Below are 17,619 nucleotides of genomic sequence, written 5' to 3'. Positions count from 1 at the left end.
AGGGTTCAGCGTGTCGGCCGGCGCATCCGGCGCCACGACCGGATCGGCCGGCGCCGAGGCCGGGGCTGTGGCGGGAGAAGCCGCCGACTTTGACGCGGCTCCCTTCGGCCGCGCGGACGGCTCGCGCGGCGCGGCGGCCGCCTTGGCGTCGGGCAGGTATCGCTCCAACAGCTGGAAGAACCCGTCATAGAACTTGGGGCGCGTCACCGTCTGGCTTGCCGTCTTGACCAGCGAGTCGTCGCTGCCGCCAAACGGCATCGAGACCTGGCCCAGCACGCTGACCCCCACGCTGGCCGAGTTGCCCGTGCGCTTGATCGAATAGCGGTCCTGCACGGCATTGGCGAACACGGTGGCGCCTTCGTGCGCGCTGCCGTCGGGCGCACACTCCACGTTGAAACTGATCTGCGTATGCTGCCCGTCCTCGCCCTCGAAGTTCTTGTGGCCGGTGACGCGCGACGGTTCGTACTTGTCGATGTTGTATCCCTGGCTGAGCAAGGCGCGCCGGCCCGCATCGCAGGCGGCGCTGCTGGCCGCCGGAACGCTGCGCGAGTAGGTATCGCTTTGCGCGAAGTCCTCTCGCTCGTAAACGGGCTTGGGGGAAGAACATCCGGCCAGGACGGCCGTCAGGGTGGCGAACAGGGGAAAAACGATACGGCGGGTGGCGCGTGGCATGAGAGGTCCGGCGTGGAGCAACGACGTGCATTATCCGACAAGAAACCCGACCGTTTATTGGGGACGGAATTGATCGGAGATATGTTGAAACAGGTTCGCATTCCGTCGTTTCCCGGCCAATGGCCGTGTCCCTATATGCGAGGCCGCCTCTGGGGACGTCAGGCGTCGTAATTCGTATCGAATTCGATGCGCGGCATCTGCAAGGTCCTACCGCGCGGCGGGCGGCGCCAAGGGCTGCTTGTCCACCGCCCCCAGGATTTCCGCGGCTAGACGCACGCGCGCGTCGTTCGGGTAATTGCGGTTGGCCAGAATGACGATGCCGAGCTTGCGCGCGGGCACAAACGCCACGTAGGCCCCGAAGCCGTTGGTGGACCCCGTCTTGTTGATCCAGGTCTCGGCCTGCGGCGCCAGCGGCGGCTGCAGCGCCTGGGCCGGATGGCTCTGGCTGTTCAGCGTGCCGGCGTTGGCCGTCAGCAGCGAATCCATCGGCACGGGATACGGGAACTGCTCCCACACCATGTCCTGAGTCATTGCGCCCACCTGGTAGTACCCCACGTGGGTGTCCGAGATGGCGCGGCGGATGTCCTTGTCCAGCACGTCCATATCCATGCTGGCCTCGACGAAGCGCAGCAGGTCGCGCGCGCTGGTTTTCACGCCGTAGGCCTCGGCCGCCAGCACGCCCGGATTCACGCGCACCGGCGCGCCCTGCTTGTTGTAGCCCTGCGCGTAGCGCGACGCCTTGGCGGCGGGCACGTCGATGAACGTGCTGGACAGCCCCAGCTTCGGAAAAAGGTCCTTTTCCATCGCCTGGGCAAACGGCTGCTTCAGGCTTGCAGCGGCCACGACGCCCAGCATGCCGATGCTGGGATTGGCGTACGAGCGATACGTGCCGGGCGCATGCTCCGGCTTCCAGGCCTTCAGGTATTGCATCAATTGCGCGTTGTCGCGGACCTCGTCCGGCACCTGCAACGGAAAACCGCCCGTCGTGTGCGTCGCCAGGTTCAGCAAGGTCAGCTTGGCGAACTCAGTGCCGGCCAAATCAGGCAAAAATCGCGACGGACTGTCGGTCAACTGCAACAAGCCCTTGGCCTGCGCATACGCGGCAAGCGTCACGGTGAAGGTCTTGCTGATCGAGCCCACTTCAAAGATCGTGTCCCGATTGACCGCGCGCCGCGTCTGCAATGATTCGACGCCATAGGTGTAGAAACGCTGGCGGCCTTGGTGCGTCACGGCGATCACCATGCCCGCGATGTCGTGCTGGCGGACGACCGCGCGGGCCGCCTCGTTCACGACGCTATCGATGTAGGGCAGCTCGGAGCGCGCGACAGCCGAACTGGGCAGGGCGCCAAGAAAGCCAGCCGCAAGGAGGCTGGCGCAGAAATATCTACGGGTGAACATGCAGCGTTCTCAGGAAGGGGACGGACCGTCCGGCGGGACCGGCGGCGCGGCGATGCCGAATCGTACCGCGCCGCGCCTGCCATCAGGCGCCCTTCCCCTGCTGCGGCCGACGGGCAGGTCCGCCGACCGGGACGCCAGCCATCGGCGCCCCGCGTCAGGCCAAGGCAGGCTCGGCACGCGACGGCTGGACCGCATCCCTGTGCACCGTGCCGTCCTGCGCCGTGGCGCACGTATCCTTGCATACCTTGCCGTCCTTCATCACCAGGACGATCCGGTCGGGATCCACCAGCAGCGACAGGTCGTCCAACGGGTTGCCGTCCACCATGACGACGTCGGCCATGTAGCCGGGACGCAACATGCCTAGCTCGTCGGGCCGCTGCATGATCTGCCCGCCCAGTCGCGTGGCCGCCACCAAGGCCTCGACCGGCGTCATGCCAATATAGTCGACGAAGTATTGAAGGTCGTTGGCGTTCGTGCCATGCGGCATCCACGCAAAGCCGTAGTCACCGCCCGGCAGGATGCGTATGCCGCGCTTGTGCATCCTGCGCAGGCTTTCCGAGGCAATCTCCAGCTCGCGCTTGTAGCCCATGCTTTCCGCGATCGCGGGGGTGATCCCGTAATCGGACGCGTGGTAGGCCGTGCGCACCAGCCAGCCGATGCCGGGCGCGACAAAGTGCCTGTCCTTATTGGCTTCCAGCATATCCAGCGCTTCGTCGTCCGCGAAGCTGGCGTGATAGACCATCTCGATGCCGTGGCGCACGCATTGCTTGACCGACTCGCTGGACCGGGCGTGCGCCGCGATCCGCTTGCCGTAACGCTTGGCCTCGGACGCCAGCATCGCGATTTCATCTTCCGCGAAGGGCGACATCTCGGCCGGCAGGCCAGCGATGTATTCGCCCGACAGATTGATCTTCAGGTGGTCGACGCCGTACTTGATGAACGTGCGGACCGAACGGCGGATTTCCTCCGGGCCGCTGCAGACGCTGCCAAAGCTCAGCTCTGCGAAATGCATGTGCGGCAACGTGTTGTCGCCCAGCGCGCCGATGGTCGTGATCTCCTGGCTGCCGGCAAGATAGCGCGGCCCCGGGCATTCGCCGGCCTCGATTGCATTGCGCAGCACCACGTCCAGCCGGGGCTTGGCCGCCGCCGCGCCGATGGCGGAGGTCCATCCCATTTCCAGGTAGCGCTTGGCCACGCGCACACACCACAAGATATGTTCCTCGGGCGGCATGAACTGGATGGCGGCCAACGTGGGCTGGTCGTTCCACGAGAAATGCGTATGCGCCTCGGTCATGCCCGGCATCAGGAAACGGCCCTTGCCATCGACCATGCGCGCTCCGTCCCGGTTGACCCGGCCGGGCAGGCGCGCCACCTCGGCGATGCGCCCGCCATCGATCAGCAACTCGCCGTCAAAGACGTCATCGCCGCTTCCATCAAAGATCACAACGTTGGTAATCGCAATTCTGGACATGAGTGGTCTCCTCCCGGACCGCGCGGGACCGGAATTTTTATGAAAAGTATTGATGCGGGTTGGGGGCCGCGGATCTGCCCGGCAGGCGGGTGTTAGCCCGGCAGATCCGCATGAAACGCCTGGAACGCGGCGATGCAGGCGCCGGGCTGCTCGAACGTCGTCCAATGGCCGCAGCCTTGCACGACGGTGCAGCGGCTGCCCGGTATGCGCGCGGCCATTGCTTTTACGTGCGCGGGCGGAGCGACGCCGTCCTCGTCGCCCGTCACCAGCAGCACCGGCACGCCCAGCCGTTCCAGATCCGCGGCGCGCGCGTCAGCCAGCGCTTCGCAGCTTTGGGCATACCCTTCCGGCGGCTGCCGCATCACGCTCTCCCTGACCAGCGCCAGCACCGCGGGCTGTTCCGCCTTGGTCCGGCTGCTGGTGGCGCCCTTGACGATGGCGTCGGCAATTTCCTGCAGGGCCGGTGCGCCCTGGCGGGCCAGCGCCGCCCGCGCCCGGATGCCCGGCCGGCCCGCTTCGGGGGGCTCGGCAAGCGGGCCGAACAGCGCCAGCGAGCGGACCTGTGCGGGGGCTTTGAGCGCAAGATGCTGCGCGACGATGGTCCCCAGCGAATGCGCCGCCACATGCACGGGGCCGCAATCCAGCTCTTCAAGCATGCGCGCCAGCGCGTCGACGTAGGCCGCGATCGACAGGGTGTCGTCCGGCAGTGGCGATCGGGCGCTGCCCGGCAGGTCCGGGCGGATGACACGAAAGCCCGTCAGGGCGGCCATCAGCGGCGTCCACGTATTGGACGAGCCGCCCAGCCCGTGGATGCACAGCAGCGCGGGGCCATCGCCGTCGATTTCCACCGACAGGCCCTTGATGTTTTGTGTCGTCATACCGGCGCTCCCACGAATTCGTTCTCGATGCTTCCCAACCCCTCGACCTCCACCCGCACCACGTCGCCCGCGGCCAGATACCGGGGCGGCGTCATGCCCATGCCGACCCCTGCCGGCGTCCCGGTGGCGATCACGTCCCCCGGATAAAGCGTGATGCCGCGCGAGATCGTTTCGATCAACGCCGGGATGTCGAAGATCATGTTCTCGGTGGGCCCGTCCTGCCGCAACTCCCCGTTCACCCAGCAGCGCACACGTGTCCTTGCGCCATCGAACGCATCGGCCGTGACGATCCACGGCCCCATCGGACAGAAGGTGTCGAACGACTTGCCCATGTCCCACTGCTGATGCCGCATCTGCACGTCCCGGGCGGTGACGTCGTTGATGACGGTGTAGCCAAAGACATGATCCAGGGCCTCGCCGCGCGCGATGTTCTTGCCCGTCTTGCCGATCACCACGCCCAGCTCGGCCTCGTAGTCGATCTGCGCGGACACGCCAACCGGCAGCAGGACTTGCGCCCGCGGTCCCACCACGCATTCCGGAACTTTGGTGAAGACGATGGGCCAGTCCGCCGGGTTGGCGTCGTTGTCCTTGAAGACGGACGCGGACAACTCCTTGGCGTGTGCGTGATAGTTGCGCCCGACGCACCACAGGTTGCGCCGCGGCCGGGGCAGCGGCGCCCGCAAGACGACGTCCGACAGGCGCAGCGGCGTCAGCGTGGCGGGCAGCGGACGGCCCGCCGCGAGGTGATCAATCACGGCCAGCGCGCCGAGCTGCCTGCCCGCGTCGTCCAGCGCCAGCGGCGCGACCGTCACGCCGTCCTCCGACACCAGCCCGACGCCGGGCTCTCCATTCATCAAGAAACTTGCAATGCGCACCGCGGTCTCCTTCGTGCTTCTGAAAGTCGGCGAGCGGGTGGATGCGTCGCCATCAGTCACGACTTTAGGAGCGCGGCTGGGGCTGCGCTTATCGATCGGTGCGGGAACTTATCGCAGAGTCAGATCGCGTGCTAGGTGTATACACCTAGAGCCCTGCAATGCCTGAAATCGCGCCCATAAAATTCCCGCAAATGGCCTCGGTGGACAGGGGCACCGGCGAGAGTCAGCGCGCTCATCGCCCGATCAGAAATTGGGAGACAACGCATGCAGGAAACTTACGCCTTGCACGAGGGCGCATTCGGCCGCGCGGTCGTGCTGGAGCTGCGCGGGGACCTGATCGCGCATGCGCACGCGGAAATGCAGCTGGCCCTTTGGCTGGGTGGCGCCCGGGCCGAAGCGCACGTCGGCTCGAAACTGGTTCGCTACAGCGAACAGCTTGCGCTGGGCACGAACACCTATGAGTCCCATGATGCCCGCCTGCTCGACCGTTCTGGCCCGGCCGTCTTCCTTGTCCTGTACATTGCCAAGCCCTGGCTGGACGAGCGCCGCGCCGCCACCGGCAGGCCATTCCATTTCACCGCGCCAGGCGTGCCCATCGATCCGGCGGTGCGCCAGACCTGTTGGAGCCTGCTCGACAAGATCGTCGCGCCGCAGGACCACCCGCGCGCCGACATCGACGCGGAAGTCGAGGCGCTACTGCATGCGGCAATCGAATCGTCTTCCCAGGCGGGCCGCCCGTCCGGCCCCGCGCCCCGACCGCAGACGCTGGACCGGCGGCTTCGCACCGCGATCCTGTACATGCGAGACAACGTGCACGAACCGGTTGCGGTGGAAGACATCGCCAGCAAGGTGGGACTATCGCGCGGCCATTTCTTCGCGTTATTCCGGGACCAGCTCAACACCACGCCGCAGGTCTTCTGGAGCGCGGTGCGTGTGGAAGAAGCCGTGCGCAGGCTGGTCCAGCAGGAACAACCGCTGACCTCGGTGGCGATGGACCTGGGCTTTTCCACGCCCGGCAATTTTTCGCGCTTCTTTCGCGATCACATGGGGGTTTCGCCGTCGCGCTTTCGGCGAGCGGCGACGGGTTCCGCGCCGCATCTATTGACTGGAGTTCCCTGAAGGAGAAAGTCGCGCAGGTGATGGCGCTACGACTCGCCGCACTCCCAGCGCGGCACCACTTCGAATGGCTTGTCCGCCATGGGCGGCAACAGCGTCAATGCCGCGTTCGCGGACGCTGCATCGATCCACGCCGGGGACCCGTCCGTCGGAGCCGGCGGCGCCCCGGCCATCAGCCGCTCCAATTCCGCCTGCATGGCCTGAGGCAGATATGCCTTCAGGATGCCGACGTTCGCCCTGACGCAGGCCACGGCCTCGGCCGGCGTGAACCCGTCTTCGACCAGATGCCCGATGTCCGACGCGCTGCGCACCAGCGCATCGAAGACAAATGCCTCGAACGACGCCCACGCCACGCGGGCATCGTCGCTGTCATGCCACACCAGCGCCACGCCCAAACCGCCGTCGGCGGTGGGCGTCAGGCAATAGGCATCGCCCGCGCCAGACTCTGCGAACGGGAGAAAGCGCCTGCCATGCTGATACGCGGGATTGAGCCATTCCTCGGCGGTTTCGCGCGCCTGCCCCGCATCGATCCATTCCAGGTCGTCCAAGCAGGACAGCACGGGCCGGGCGGCGAGCGTGTTGCCCTTCCAATCCGCGCGCCATGCCGCGATGTCGCCATAGCCGGTGTGTCCGGCATCGATCAGTTGACGCAGCATCGCAGGCAGCGCAATGCCGCAGTCTTCGGCCAGTTCGGCAAGTGCCGCCATTCGTTGATTCCTCCCGTTAAAACTCGAGCACATCCAGAAAGCCCTCGGCCTCGTCCGCGTCCCCAAGCACGGCGGTCAGCGCCTGCAAGGCACGCACCCGGTGCTCGGGCTTGATTTCCCAGTCATCGTTGCGCAGGTCTTCGTCGGCCTCCAGGCAGACAAGGCCCACCGCGGCAGCGGCGGCGGCGAACGTCGGCAGGTCGGGGGCCACCATCCCGGCGTCCCAGGCGCCCGCGCCGTGCCGGGCATGGAGGATCTGGCCGGTGCCCATATCCAGGATGAAGGGGTCCGCGTTCTGGTCGGCGATCATCAGCCAGTTGTCCCGCCAATCGTCGACCCGTTTTCCGCTCACGGCATCCCAGCGATAGCCGGCCTGCCGGTCCCACAGCTTATGCAAGGGTGCAAAGCTGATATTGGTTTCGGACAGCGTGATGCCGACCGGTCCCACGTTCTGGTAATGGGTGGCGCCCCACGGGCCCACCTGTTCGTAGAAGTCGGCCACCCCCTGCGGCAGCGCGAGGCTGCCTTGCCACTGTTCGCGCGGCTGCGGGCGCAGTTCGCCAAACCGGGCGAATTGCGCCCGGATGTGTTCGAAGGAATTCATGTGAGTGCGTGTCCTGGCAAGCGCCGGGGGTTTGGAGATAAATCGTGCGGCGCCAAGACCGCATTTTGCTACATTTGAACGCCCTGCCTTATTGCGTCCACGGACAGACCATGCGCCCACCGTTTGCTGTTTCCGCACGCCCCGCCCCCACCCCGGGCTTTCTTCGTTTGCGGATCCTGACGCCCCTGGCCGTCCTGGCCGCGCTTTTTGCCGGTACGGCCGCGCACGCGCAGCAATGGTTCGAGGTGCCGCCGCGGCCTGATCACCCGAACGTGTCCATTCGGATCGGTGGCCTGCCGGAAACGCGGCAGGCCTCGGGAACCGCCAAGGGAAAGATGGAAATGCGCTATTCCGCCGCCCAGACGATCCCGGGCGGGGACAAGCAGCGCGCAAGCTATGACCGGGCGGTCACGGACGTGCTGTTCGATTGCCGCCGGGCGCAGGTCGGTTTCCTGCCGTCCACCACCTACTACCTGAACGACAATCTGGTGGCCGCCATCAAGGACGAGACCTTGGACGAAAGCCAGGTGCAGTTCGTGCGCTTTGCGCCGGGCAGCCCGCAAATGAAGGCATTGCAGGCCGCCTGCGGCAAGTAGCGGGCTACGCCAGCATTAGCGCCCCGCGCGCTTGCCCCAGCGCCGGATCCTGGCCGCGCCGCGCGCTGTCTTCGGCCAGCCGGAACACCCCCACCGCCCGCACCAGTTCGCGCGCCTGATCCTGCATCGAACCCGCCGCGGCCGCAGCTTCCTCGACCAGCGCCGCGTTCTGTTGCGTGACCTCGTCCATCTGCGCCACGGCCCGGTTCACCTGATCGATACCGCTGGCCTGTTCGTGCGAGGCGGCGGCGATCTCGCCCATGATGTCCGTCACGTGCTGCACCGCCGTGACAATCTCCTGCATGGTTGCGCCCGCGCCTTCGGCCTGCCGGGCGCCCGCGCCGACCTTGCCAACGGAATCCTCGATCAAGGCCTTGACCTCGCGCGCCGCCTGCGCGCTGCGCTGGGCCAGCGAGCGCACCTCGCCCGCCACGACGGCAAAACCCTTGCCCTGCTCGCCCGCGCGGGCCGCTTCGACCGCCGCGTTCAGCGCCAGGATGTTCGTCTGGAAAGCGATGCCGTCGATCACCGACACGATGTCGGAAATCTTGTGCGAACTGGCCGAGATGTCCTGCATGGTGCCCACCACCGCGGACACCGCCGCGCCGCCGCGCAGCGCAATCTCCGATGCGCTGGCCGCAAGCTGGTTGGCCTGGCGCGCGTTGTCGGCGTTCTGCTTCACGGTGGAGGCCAGCTCTTCCATGGACGCCGCGGTTTCCTCCAGCGATGCGGCCTGCTCTTCGGTGCGGCTGGAAAGGTCCGTATTGCCAGCGGCGATCTGGCCCGACGCGCTGGAGATGGTCTCCGATCCCTGCCGGATCGCGCGGACCGCGCCGGCAAGCCTGTCCTGCATGTCTTGCAAGGCTTGAAGCAGACGTCCGGTCTCGTCCCGGGAACCGGATTCGATGCGCTGGCCCAGGTCGCCGCTTGCCACCGTTTCGGCAGCCTTGACCGCCCGGGCGAGCGGACGCGTGATCGAGCGGCTGACACGCCAGGCCAGCAGCGCGCCCACCGCCAGCGCCAGCGCCGACAGGCCCGCGTTCAGGCGCTCGGCCTCGTCGATGACCGCCTGGCTTGCGATTCCCGCTTCGTCCATCTCGGCCGCCTGCTGCCGCGAAAGCGCGATGATGTGATCCTGCAGGCTGTCCAGGATGGGCAGCGTCTCCTGCAAGAGCCGCTGGCGGGCGCCCTCGCGGTCGCCGCCTTTGAGCACGGCGCCGACCGACTGGAATGACTTCACGTAACGGCCGCGCGCTTCTTCCAGCGCGCGCAGCCGGGCAGCGGCGTCCGCGGTCTTCATCAACGGCCGCATCGTGGCCAAGGCCTCATCGATGCGCTTGCGGTTGGCCTCGATCAGCTCGAACAGCCGCTGCGTCGCGGCCGGGTCCGCGTTGACGATCAGTTCCAGATTGGCGCGTGCGTTGGCGCGCGTTGTCACGTCGACCACCGATATCGCGTTGGCCTTCGCCCAGGTTTCCTGAGTGATCATTCGGTTGATGCCGGCAATACGCGACAACTCGTAGTGCGACAGGCCAGCCAGGGCCAGCAGCAGGGCCAGGACAGCGCCAAAGCCCAGGCTCAGCCGGGCGCCAATGGAGAGATTGCCGAAATGGATGCGAAGCGTCTTCATGAGGGTCTCTTGCAGGGGTGTCGATCTTCCGCCATTGCCATGCAATCAGGTGCAGCGTTAACACACGGAAATTTCATCGAACATCGAACAGGGGAAAACCCCAGTCTAGGTTTGATGTCACATTTAGCAAATATTTAACTGTTTATTTATTTGCGATTGAACAAAGACAACGTACTTATGCTGCGCAGCAGCAACGTTATCAACATCAACTTGACGTACTGCAGTATTCAGGCGCTTTATAGGACGCATGCAGGCTTTGGGGAGCTTCCGATGAAACCCTTGGAAAACAGCGTGACCGTCTCGCTGGCGACGACGGCCAATGACGCGTTGGTGCAGGCCTTCGCACGCCTGTTGCCCCAGTTGTCCGCGAACGCGGCGCCTCTGTCGAAGGCAGATCTGGACGAAATCATCCACGCGCCGGGCAATCACGTATTCATCGCCAGGATGGCGCCCGAGCAGCGCATCGTGGGCACCCTCACCCTTGTGCACTTTCGCGTACCCACCGGCATCCGCGCGTGGATCGAGGACGTGGTGGTGGACGAACAGGCGCGCGGCTTGAAGGTCGGCATGGCGCTGACGCGTGCGGCCATCGCAAAGAGCCGCGAGCTGAAGGCCCGCACCTTGGACCTGACGTCCAGCCCAGGGCGCATGTCCGCGCACCATCTGTACGAGTCGGCCGGCTTTGCGATGCGCGACACGCGCGTCTACCGGTATCAGGGCTGAACGCCCCGGCGCTATTGATAGCGCTCGCGGTACCCGACGGGCGACATGCCGCAGTACTTGTTGAAGATGTCGCGAAAAGCCTTGGTGTCGTTGTAGCCGACTTCGTACATCACCTCGGCGACGCTCTTGCGCGACGTTTCCAGACGCTGCTTGGCGGCTTCGACGCGCACACGCTGCACGTATTCGACGATGCTGTTGCCCGTGGCCTGGCGGAACCGCCGCTCCAGCGTGCGGCGGCCAAGCGCGTGGCGGCCGGCCAGTTCCTCGACGGTGATCTTTTCGCGGTAGCGGCCTTCGATGTATTCCTGCACCGCCCGCACGATGTCGTCCGCGTGCGACTTCTGTCCCATGAAGACGGAAAACGGCAACTGGCTCTGCCGGCTCCAGTCCAGCTGGAAATACTTGGCGCACCAGATGGCGGTGTCGCGATCCGTGTATTTCTCGATCAGGTGCAGCACGAGATGCGCGGCCGAGAATGCGCCCCCGCTCGTATACACCCCGTTTTCCGCCATGACGACGCGATCGCTGGTCCACTGCACCGTGGGAAAGAGGCTGGCGTAAAGGTTTTGCGCCACCCAATGCACGACCGCTTGCTGTCCGTCCAGGACGCCGCCCGCGGCCAGCAGCGCCGCGCCCATGCACAGGCTGGCTACCTCGCCGCCCTCGCGGTGGTGGCGCGACAGCCATTCGATCAGTTCGCGGTTCGACAGCACCGCGTCCGACACCGATCCCAACAGCGGCGGCGCGATGCAGATATCGATATCGGTGGCGTCGGCCAGCACCATGTCGGCCTGTACCTTGATGCGTCCGTCGTCCAGGCTGACCTCGCGCGTCAGGGCCAGCGTGCGCACATGAAAACGCGGCTCGCGGCCATGCGCGCGCAGATATTCATTGGCCACCATGAAGCCGTGGCGCGCGGTTTCCAGGGACGCAATATTGGCCCCCTTGGGCAGCAGGAACGCGACGTTTTTCATGTTGCCAAGCATACGCCTGCAAGCTGACGCAATCCACCCGCAAGATTGTCGCAATCGCCTATCTGAAACCCGCGCCGATCCCGATACAGTGGCTCCTGCCGACCCAGAAATCCGGACGGCGGCCGGGACGGATTGCGGACGCCCGGCCAAACCAGAACAACACGGACGTGAGGAGTGATCGATGGACAAGTACATAGATGGTTTCCTGCTGTGCGTACCCAAGGCGAACCTGGAGACGTACAAAAAAATGGCGACGCACGCCGAAGGCATCTGGCGCGAGCACGGCGCGCTGGATTACCGCGAAGGCGTGGCCGACGATATCGACGGGGAAGGTTTTGCGTCCTTCAGCGCGGCCGCCGGCGCGCGCGAGGGCGAGGTCGTCGTCTTCGCCTGGATCCTGTACCCCAGCAAGGAAGCGCGCAACAGCATCAACGCCAAAGTGATGTCCGACCCGCGCCTGGCGGACATGTGCTGCGAGGGCGTGTTCGACGTCAAGCGCATGTGCTGGGGCGGTTTCGCCACGCTGGTCGGCAACTAGCCAACGCGGCCGCGCACTTTTGCGCTGCCGTTCAATCCCCCTGGAGACCCACCATGGCCACCCAAGCAGCCAAGCCCATTCCCGACGGCATGCACACGCTGACGCCGCACATCATCTGCGAAGGCGCGTCCGACGCCCTCGCCTTCTACAAGAAAGCATTCAATGCCGAGGAACTGATGCGCCTTCCCGGCCCCAACGGCAAGATCATGCATGCGGCCATTCGCATCGGCGATTCGGTGCTCATGCTGATGGATGATTTTCCGGAATGGGGCAGCCTGGGACCGAAGGCGCTCAAGGGCACCCCTGCCGTGCTGCACCTGTACGTGACCGACGCGGATGCCGCGATCGAGCAGGCAGTCGCAGCAGGCGCACAGGTCACGATGCCTGCCGCCGACATGTTCTGGGGCGACCGCTACGGCCAGGTGGTGGACCCGTTCGGCCACCGCTGGTCCGTCGCCACGCACATCCAGGACCTGACGCCCGAGGAAATTCAGCAGAACATGGCGAAGATGGGCCCGATGGACGGCTGCGGCGATCCATCGAAGCAGTGATGGCAACGCAGACGCGGCTCGCAACGGGCCGCGTCCCCCGCCATCAAGGGGCTAGCTGCGGATAAGGCCCCAGGAAGTCCAGCTTGCCGATCGGCACGCCTGCCTGGCGCAGGATGCCGTACGCGGTGGTCACGTGGAAGTAGAAGTTGGGCAGCGCGAAGGTCAGCAGATATTCATCGCCCTGGAATTCGGGCTTGAAGTCGCCGAAGCTCAACGTGATCCGGCGCGCTTCGGCGCCGTCAATCTGCTCGGGCTTCACGCTTTGCAGATACGCGATCGTGTCCGCCACGCGCTGCTGCAATTGCTCGAGTGTGCTTTCGGTGTCGGCGAATTTCGGGGCTTCGCCTTGCGACAACCGCTGCGCCGCGAACTTCGAGGCATCGCTTGCGCGCTGCACCTGACCCGACAGGGGATACATATCGGGCGCGAGCCGCGCGTTCACGAGATCGGCAGGGTCGATGCCGGCGGCCTGCGCATGCGCGGCGGCCTTTTCGAGCAGCGCGGCCAGCACGTTCAGGCCGCGAATGAAGACAGGCACGGACGCCTGGTACATGGACAAGGGCATGGCGGAGATTTCCGTAAGGGTGTGAGTGTGCAACCGCGATGTTACGCCGCGCCCGCCCCGCAAGCCGCCGGTAGCCGCGACATCACCGTTCCTTGCGCCTGAACAATCCCGCCGGGCCGCAATTGCCCGGCGATCCAGCGCGCTCACTGCGCCCCGGCAATCGCCCCCGCGCGCCGCTGCCCCTGAAAGAACCGCCACACCAGCGCCGAGGCATCCGGGCCACTGCGCGCGTGATAGCGGATGGACGGATCGCCCCCGCTCCAGGCATGTTCCAGCCGCGTGATTTCACACAGGCGCAACACGGTCTTGCGGCCCCGCAGCACGTCCACGCGGCGGTAGGCCTTTTCGGTGCCCAGGCCCAGCACGCGTTCGACCGGCAGCGCGTGTGGATCGGCGGTGTTCAACGTGCGGAATTGTTCGAAGAGCTGTCTGGCGTTGCGGGGAGCCACGGCGGGATCGAGCTGGCCATGCAGGATCAGCGCCGGCATGCCCAGTTCGAAGACGGCGGGATCCGAGACCGATTCCAGCAGCGGCGCAAGCGGCTTGATGCTGCCGCGCCGCATGGTGCCCAGGCCGTGGCCCGCGTTGTGCGCGTCGCCCACGACCGGTCCCGAATGCATGGCCACGGCGGCGATCAGGCGCGGATGCCGCAACGCGACCAGCGCCGCCATGCCCGCGCCAGCCGACAGGCCCGCCACATAGATGCGTTCGGGATCGACGCCGTGGCGCGCGGCTTCGGATCGGATCAGCGCCGCGATCAGGTCAGCCTCGGCGCCGCCATGATCGTCGTCGGGCTGAAACCAGCGCCAGCAGCGCTGCACCTGACGCGCCAGCGATTGCTGCGGATACAACACCATGAAGCCGCCGGCATCGGCCCACTGGTTCATGCGTGACCCGCGCGCGAAGGCCACCGAGGTCTGCCGGCAGCCGTGCAGCATCACGACCAGTGGCATTGCCGCGGGCGTGGCGGTGGCGGGGGTGTAGCGCGAAAAGGCCAGCCTGCGGCCCGTCTTGTCAGAGAACTGGCGCAAGGCTTCCCAGCGCCCGGCGCCCAGCGACGCCGTCTCGGCCGCTGCCGCCCTGCCCGCGCCCGCGGCGCCAGCGGGCCGCGCCGTTTTGGCCGCCCGTCCGGTCGTGACGCCGGCAGCCTTCTTGCGGGCCGGGGCCGCGCGCTTGCGGGCGGGTTTTGGGGCCGCCAGGCGCATCGCCGTGCGCTGGAGCCGGGTGATCTTCTTTGCCGCTTTGAAAAACAGACTGCTGAAACTGCGCGCCATTGAGTGGGCCTGTTCGGAAGTTCCTGTTTGCCGCGCCGTTCGGAGGAGCCGAGGGCGTCAGCGCCGGACGGCGGTCGCCGCGGCTATGCCGCTCCGCAAGACAGATGCCTGTCGCGTGATGAGAACTTTCCAACCGTGACGCCGAGTGCCGGATTCATGGATGCTTCCCCTAAGAATGTCGATCACGGCCGCGCCACGCGTGGCCGACGTGCAAGCCCAAAGTGAAGAATGCGCGCTGCCTCTGCCGGGCGGTTCGTTCGCGCGTTAAATGTATCACAGAGTAACTAACCGCCTTGCCTGCACGGCTCGTCCCGTTCGCCCCACTCGCCTGGATCGCCTCCCTGGGTCTCAACCTTGCACCAGATCAAATCTTTCCGGTATCGGGCGGCCGAACTGAACCCTTGCGCTTGAGCGCCCGAACCAAAAGGCCTAAGGTGGGCAACTTGTCACAAACAGGTCCCCCATGTTTCCCAACGACCGACCCCAGACCCTGGGCGAAGAAATCGCCAACAGCATCAGCCACGGACTTGGCGCGGCGGGCGCGCTGGCTGGCGCACCGCTCCTGATCGCCGCCGCAGTGCGCCAGGGCGATGCGGCCTTCATTGCCGGCGCCGCCGTGTTCGCGGCGTCGATGTGCCTGCTGTACCTCGCGTCCACCATCTATCACGCGCTGCCGCGCTGCCGCGCCAAGCAGATCTTCAACGTACTGGACCATTCAGCCATCTACCTGCTCATTGCCGGCACCTACACGCCGTTCGCGCTGGGCGCGCTGCGCGGACCATGGGGCTGGACCCTATTTGGACTCGTCTGGGGCTTGGCGCTGCTGGGCGTGGGCCTGAAGGCGAGCAAGCGGCTCAACCGCCCCGCGCTGTCCACCGGCCTGTACCTGGCAATGGGCTGGATCGTCGTCATCGCGGTCAAACCGCTGCTTGAACTGGTGCCGCCCGGCGGACTGTGGTGGCTCGTGGCGGGCGGCTTGGCGTACACCGGCGGCGTGGTGTTTTTCGTCTTCGACAACCGCTGGCGCTACAGCCACTTCATCTGGCATCTGTTCGTGCTGGCCGGCACTGTCTGCCACTTCTTTGCAGTGTTCTGGTACGCCGCCTAACGCCGCAACGGCGCCCGGGCAGCCGCGGGCGCCTGCCGCAAATACGCCGTCGGCGGATGGCCCAGCACGCGACGGAACATCGTTGAAAACGCCGCAGGGCTTTGATACCCGAAATCCAGCGCAATGGCCGTGACGGGGTCGCCGTCGGCCAGGCGCGCCAACGCCAGCACCACACAAGCGCGCTGCCGCCAGGCCAGATACGACATGCCCGTGTGCTGCCTGAAAACCCGGCTGAACGTGCGCAGGCTTACGTGCAACCGGTCGGCCCATGCCTGCGGCGGCATCCGCGCATCCGGAGCGGCGATGAACGCGCGGCATAGCGGCGCCAGGCGCCTGTCACGCGGCAGCGGAATATGCAGGGGCAGAACCGCCGCGCGCTCGATCTCGTGCAGCAGCAAGGCAGCCAGTGCCCCATCCCGGCCGCGCGGATCATAGGCGGCGGGCATGTCCACCGCCTCCAGCAACAACTCGCGCATCAGCGCGGACACTTCAATCACCTCGCAGACAGTGCGGTCCGCGCGCGCCGCGCCCGGCTCGATGTACGCGCTGCGCGTGCTGACGCCCAACATGCGGACCTGATGCGTCACACCCGCCGGAATCCAGACGGCGCGTTGCGGCGGCACCACCCAATTGCCGTCGCGCGTCACGACGTGCATGACGCCCGTCGCCCCGTACAGCAACTGCGCGCGCCGATGCGCATGCGCCGGCAGCAGGCCGCCGGGCGGATAGTCGTTGCCGATGGCCACCACCGGGCGGTCCAGGTTGTCGTAGCGGTCGATATGGGTGTTGCGCATGGGGATCTGCCGGGAGCGACGCGCCAGCTTGGATGCGACGCGTCCACGGCGCAAGGCGTTGGCCGAAACGAAAACATCATTGTCCCACCCTCGAAAGCGGGCCAATCGCCGGCGTCCTATCGTGGCGCTTTTCCTGATTGGGCAACGACATGATCTATGTGGTGTTGGCGCTGTTTGGCGGTCTGAGCGGCGTCACGACGGTGCTGTTCGGCTTTGGCGGCGGTTTCGTGGTGGTGCCGGCCCTGTATGGGGTGTTGACGTCGCTGCATGGCGCGAACGACGAGATGCGCCAGTCGGCGATGCACATCGCGGTGGCCACTTCCACGTGCGTGATGATCGTCAACTCGGTCTTGGCCACGCGCAAGCATTGGCGCGCCGGCAACCTCATCGGCGAATACGTCTGGCCGCTGGCGGGTTATATCTCAGCGGGCGCACTGCTGGGCGCGCTTGCCGCCATGCAAGCCGGCGGCGACTTCATGCGTCACGCATTCATCGTCTATCTGGCGGCGACTGTTCTGGATTGCGTGCTGCGCCAGGGCTTCATGTCTGGGCGCGGCGCGGGGCCGCGCGGGCTGGACCGCGTCACCACGATGGGCGGCGGCGTCGTCATCGGAATGATTGCCGCGTTTCTGGGGGTGGGAGGCAGCGTCATGACCGTGCCGCTGCTGCGCCGGCGGGGCCTGCCCATGGTCAAGGCCGCCGCCATGGCCAATCCGCTATCGCTGCCGGTCGCGCTGGCGGGCACGCTGGCCTACCTGGCCGCCGCGCGCGACCTGCCCCACGCGCTGGCGCCGTGGATTGTGGGATATGTGGACATATTGGCCTTCGCGGTGCTTGCGCTGGGGTCGCTGGCCGGGATTCACCTTGCCGCCCCGCTGATCCCGCGCATCCCCGACCGTGTACATGCCCGCGTCTATGTTCTGCTGCTGATTCTCGTCATGTTGAGCATGATCGCGCTCTAACGCTCGATTTTCGGCAAACCTAAGGAAACATCGCGGCCAGCAGCGACTACGAAACCGCGCAAAACGTTTCGGCCGCGGCCCCGGGGCGCCCCCCGCCCACGCTCGGCCGTCTCGTGGCCTGCCGACACAGGAAAACACATCGCGAAACTTGTCCCCTGGCCGCCCGGATCGTCATCATGGTCG

Annotated in this window: 19 protein-coding genes; 7 read left to right on the top strand and 12 right to left on the bottom strand. The window is 66.2% G+C overall.

The window, feature by feature from the left end; translation table 11 throughout:
* From HV786_RS22035 to HV786_RS22015, 5 genes are all read right to left on the bottom strand, one after another.
* Positions 1-672: DUF2242 domain-containing protein (locus HV786_RS22035; protein ID WP_175211857.1), on the bottom strand; the 672-nt coding region annotated here is incomplete at its 3' end.
* Positions 673-879: 207 nt separating this feature from the next.
* Positions 880-2,070: an AMZ family class C beta-lactamase gene (blaAMZ, locus tag HV786_RS22030; protein ID WP_128830136.1), complete on the bottom strand. Its 1,191-nt coding sequence runs from the start codon at positions 2,068-2,070 to the stop codon at positions 880-882.
* Between the two features lie 154 nt (positions 2,071-2,224).
* On the bottom strand, positions 2,225-3,541 hold the full coding sequence (locus HV786_RS22025; protein WP_128829201.1) for a metal-dependent hydrolase family protein: 1,317 nt from the start codon (positions 3,539-3,541) through the stop codon (positions 2,225-2,227).
* 92 nt (positions 3,542-3,633) lie between these two features.
* A complete protein-coding gene (locus tag HV786_RS22020; protein ID WP_175211855.1) occupies positions 3,634-4,419 on the bottom strand; it encodes an alpha/beta fold hydrolase in 786 nt (261 codons plus the stop codon).
* The gene (locus HV786_RS22015) at positions 4,416-5,294 is read right to left on the bottom strand and encodes a fumarylacetoacetate hydrolase family protein (protein WP_175211853.1); all 879 of its coding nucleotides are present in this window, start codon (positions 5,292-5,294) and stop codon (positions 4,416-4,418) included. The genes HV786_RS22020 and HV786_RS22015 overlap by 4 nt, the downstream gene beginning before the upstream one ends.
* 264 nt (positions 5,295-5,558) lie before the next feature.
* Here HV786_RS22015 and HV786_RS22010 point away from each other — a divergent pair, with 264 nt between their 5' ends.
* Positions 5,559-6,413, top strand: a complete 855-nt coding sequence (locus tag HV786_RS22010) for a helix-turn-helix domain-containing protein (protein ID WP_128830229.1) — start codon at positions 5,559-5,561, stop codon at positions 6,411-6,413.
* 26 nt (positions 6,414-6,439) lie between these two features.
* On the opposite strand, the gene HV786_RS22005 is transcribed toward HV786_RS22010, so the two are convergent.
* Together HV786_RS22005 and HV786_RS22000 are read right to left on the bottom strand one after the other, a co-directional pair.
* Complete coding sequence (locus HV786_RS22005) at positions 6,440-7,117, bottom strand: SMI1/KNR4 family protein (protein WP_158216783.1); 678 nt, start codon at positions 7,115-7,117, stop codon at positions 6,440-6,442.
* A gap of 16 nt (positions 7,118-7,133) precedes the next feature.
* The gene (locus tag HV786_RS22000) at positions 7,134-7,721 is read right to left on the bottom strand and encodes an SUKH-4 family immunity protein (RefSeq protein WP_128830227.1); all 588 of its coding nucleotides are present in this window, start codon (positions 7,719-7,721) and stop codon (positions 7,134-7,136) included.
* A gap of 110 nt (positions 7,722-7,831) precedes the next feature.
* Here HV786_RS22000 and HV786_RS21995 point away from each other — a divergent pair, with 110 nt between their 5' ends.
* Positions 7,832-8,317, top strand: coding sequence for a hypothetical protein (locus HV786_RS21995; protein WP_158216782.1), 486 nt, complete (start codon positions 7,832-7,834; stop codon positions 8,315-8,317).
* A 4-nt stretch (positions 8,318-8,321) separates the two neighbouring features.
* Here HV786_RS21995 and HV786_RS21990 read toward each other — a convergent pair whose 3' ends face one another.
* Complete coding sequence (locus tag HV786_RS21990; protein ID WP_175211851.1) at positions 8,322-9,947, bottom strand: methyl-accepting chemotaxis protein; 1,626 nt, start codon at positions 9,945-9,947, stop codon at positions 8,322-8,324.
* 270 nt (positions 9,948-10,217) lie between these two features.
* On the opposite strand from HV786_RS21990, the gene HV786_RS21985 reads away from it, so the two are divergent.
* Positions 10,218-10,670: a GNAT family N-acetyltransferase gene (locus HV786_RS21985; protein WP_128828600.1), complete on the top strand. Its 453-nt coding sequence runs from the start codon at positions 10,218-10,220 to the stop codon at positions 10,668-10,670.
* Between the two features lie 11 nt (positions 10,671-10,681).
* Here the strand turns inward: HV786_RS21985 and HV786_RS21980 are convergent, their stop codons facing one another.
* The gene (locus tag HV786_RS21980) at positions 10,682-11,656 is read right to left on the bottom strand and encodes a GlxA family transcriptional regulator (protein ID WP_056323970.1); all 975 of its coding nucleotides are present in this window, start codon (positions 11,654-11,656) and stop codon (positions 10,682-10,684) included.
* A gap of 169 nt (positions 11,657-11,825) precedes the next feature.
* Here HV786_RS21980 and HV786_RS21975 point away from each other — a divergent pair, with 169 nt between their 5' ends.
* Complete coding sequence (locus HV786_RS21975) at positions 11,826-12,182, top strand: DUF1428 domain-containing protein (protein ID WP_056323968.1); 357 nt, start codon at positions 11,826-11,828, stop codon at positions 12,180-12,182.
* A 53-nt stretch (positions 12,183-12,235) separates the two neighbouring features.
* On the top strand, positions 12,236-12,733 hold the full coding sequence (locus tag HV786_RS21970) for a VOC family protein (protein ID WP_128828601.1): 498 nt from the start codon (positions 12,236-12,238) through the stop codon (positions 12,731-12,733).
* A 43-nt stretch (positions 12,734-12,776) separates the two neighbouring features.
* Here HV786_RS21970 and HV786_RS21965 read toward each other — a convergent pair whose 3' ends face one another.
* Both HV786_RS21965 and HV786_RS21960 read right to left on the bottom strand, forming a co-directional pair.
* Entirely contained in the window at positions 12,777-13,298 is a 522-nt protein-coding gene (locus tag HV786_RS21965; RefSeq protein WP_128828602.1) for a DUF1993 domain-containing protein, read from the bottom strand.
* A gap of 143 nt (positions 13,299-13,441) precedes the next feature.
* Entirely contained in the window at positions 13,442-14,572 is a 1,131-nt protein-coding gene (locus HV786_RS21960) for an extracellular catalytic domain type 1 short-chain-length polyhydroxyalkanoate depolymerase (RefSeq protein WP_175211849.1), read from the bottom strand.
* Between the two features lie 463 nt (positions 14,573-15,035).
* Here HV786_RS21960 and trhA point away from each other — a divergent pair, with 463 nt between their 5' ends.
* Positions 15,036-15,680, top strand: coding sequence for a PAQR family membrane homeostasis protein TrhA (trhA, locus tag HV786_RS21955; RefSeq protein WP_128828604.1), 645 nt, complete (start codon positions 15,036-15,038; stop codon positions 15,678-15,680).
* On the opposite strand, the gene HV786_RS21950 is transcribed toward trhA, so the two are convergent.
* On the bottom strand, positions 15,677-16,474 hold the full coding sequence (locus HV786_RS21950; RefSeq protein WP_128828605.1) for an AraC family transcriptional regulator: 798 nt from the start codon (positions 16,472-16,474) through the stop codon (positions 15,677-15,679). The genes trhA and HV786_RS21950 overlap by 4 nt on opposite strands.
* Positions 16,475-16,623: 149 nt before the next feature.
* Between HV786_RS21950 and HV786_RS21945 the strand changes: the two genes are divergently transcribed.
* Positions 16,624-17,436 (top strand): sulfite exporter TauE/SafE family protein, encoded by an 813-nt coding sequence (locus tag HV786_RS21945; protein WP_175211860.1) that lies wholly within the window; start codon positions 16,624-16,626, stop codon positions 17,434-17,436.
* The last annotated feature ends 183 nt before the right edge of the window (positions 17,437-17,619 follow it).

Source organism: Achromobacter mucicolens (assembly GCF_902859725.1).
Taxonomy (GTDB): Bacteria; Pseudomonadota; Gammaproteobacteria; order Burkholderiales; family Burkholderiaceae_B; genus Achromobacter; species Achromobacter mucicolens.
The sequence above is the reverse complement of the archived record's forward strand: the minus strand, read 5'-3'. Positions and strand labels throughout refer to the sequence as shown.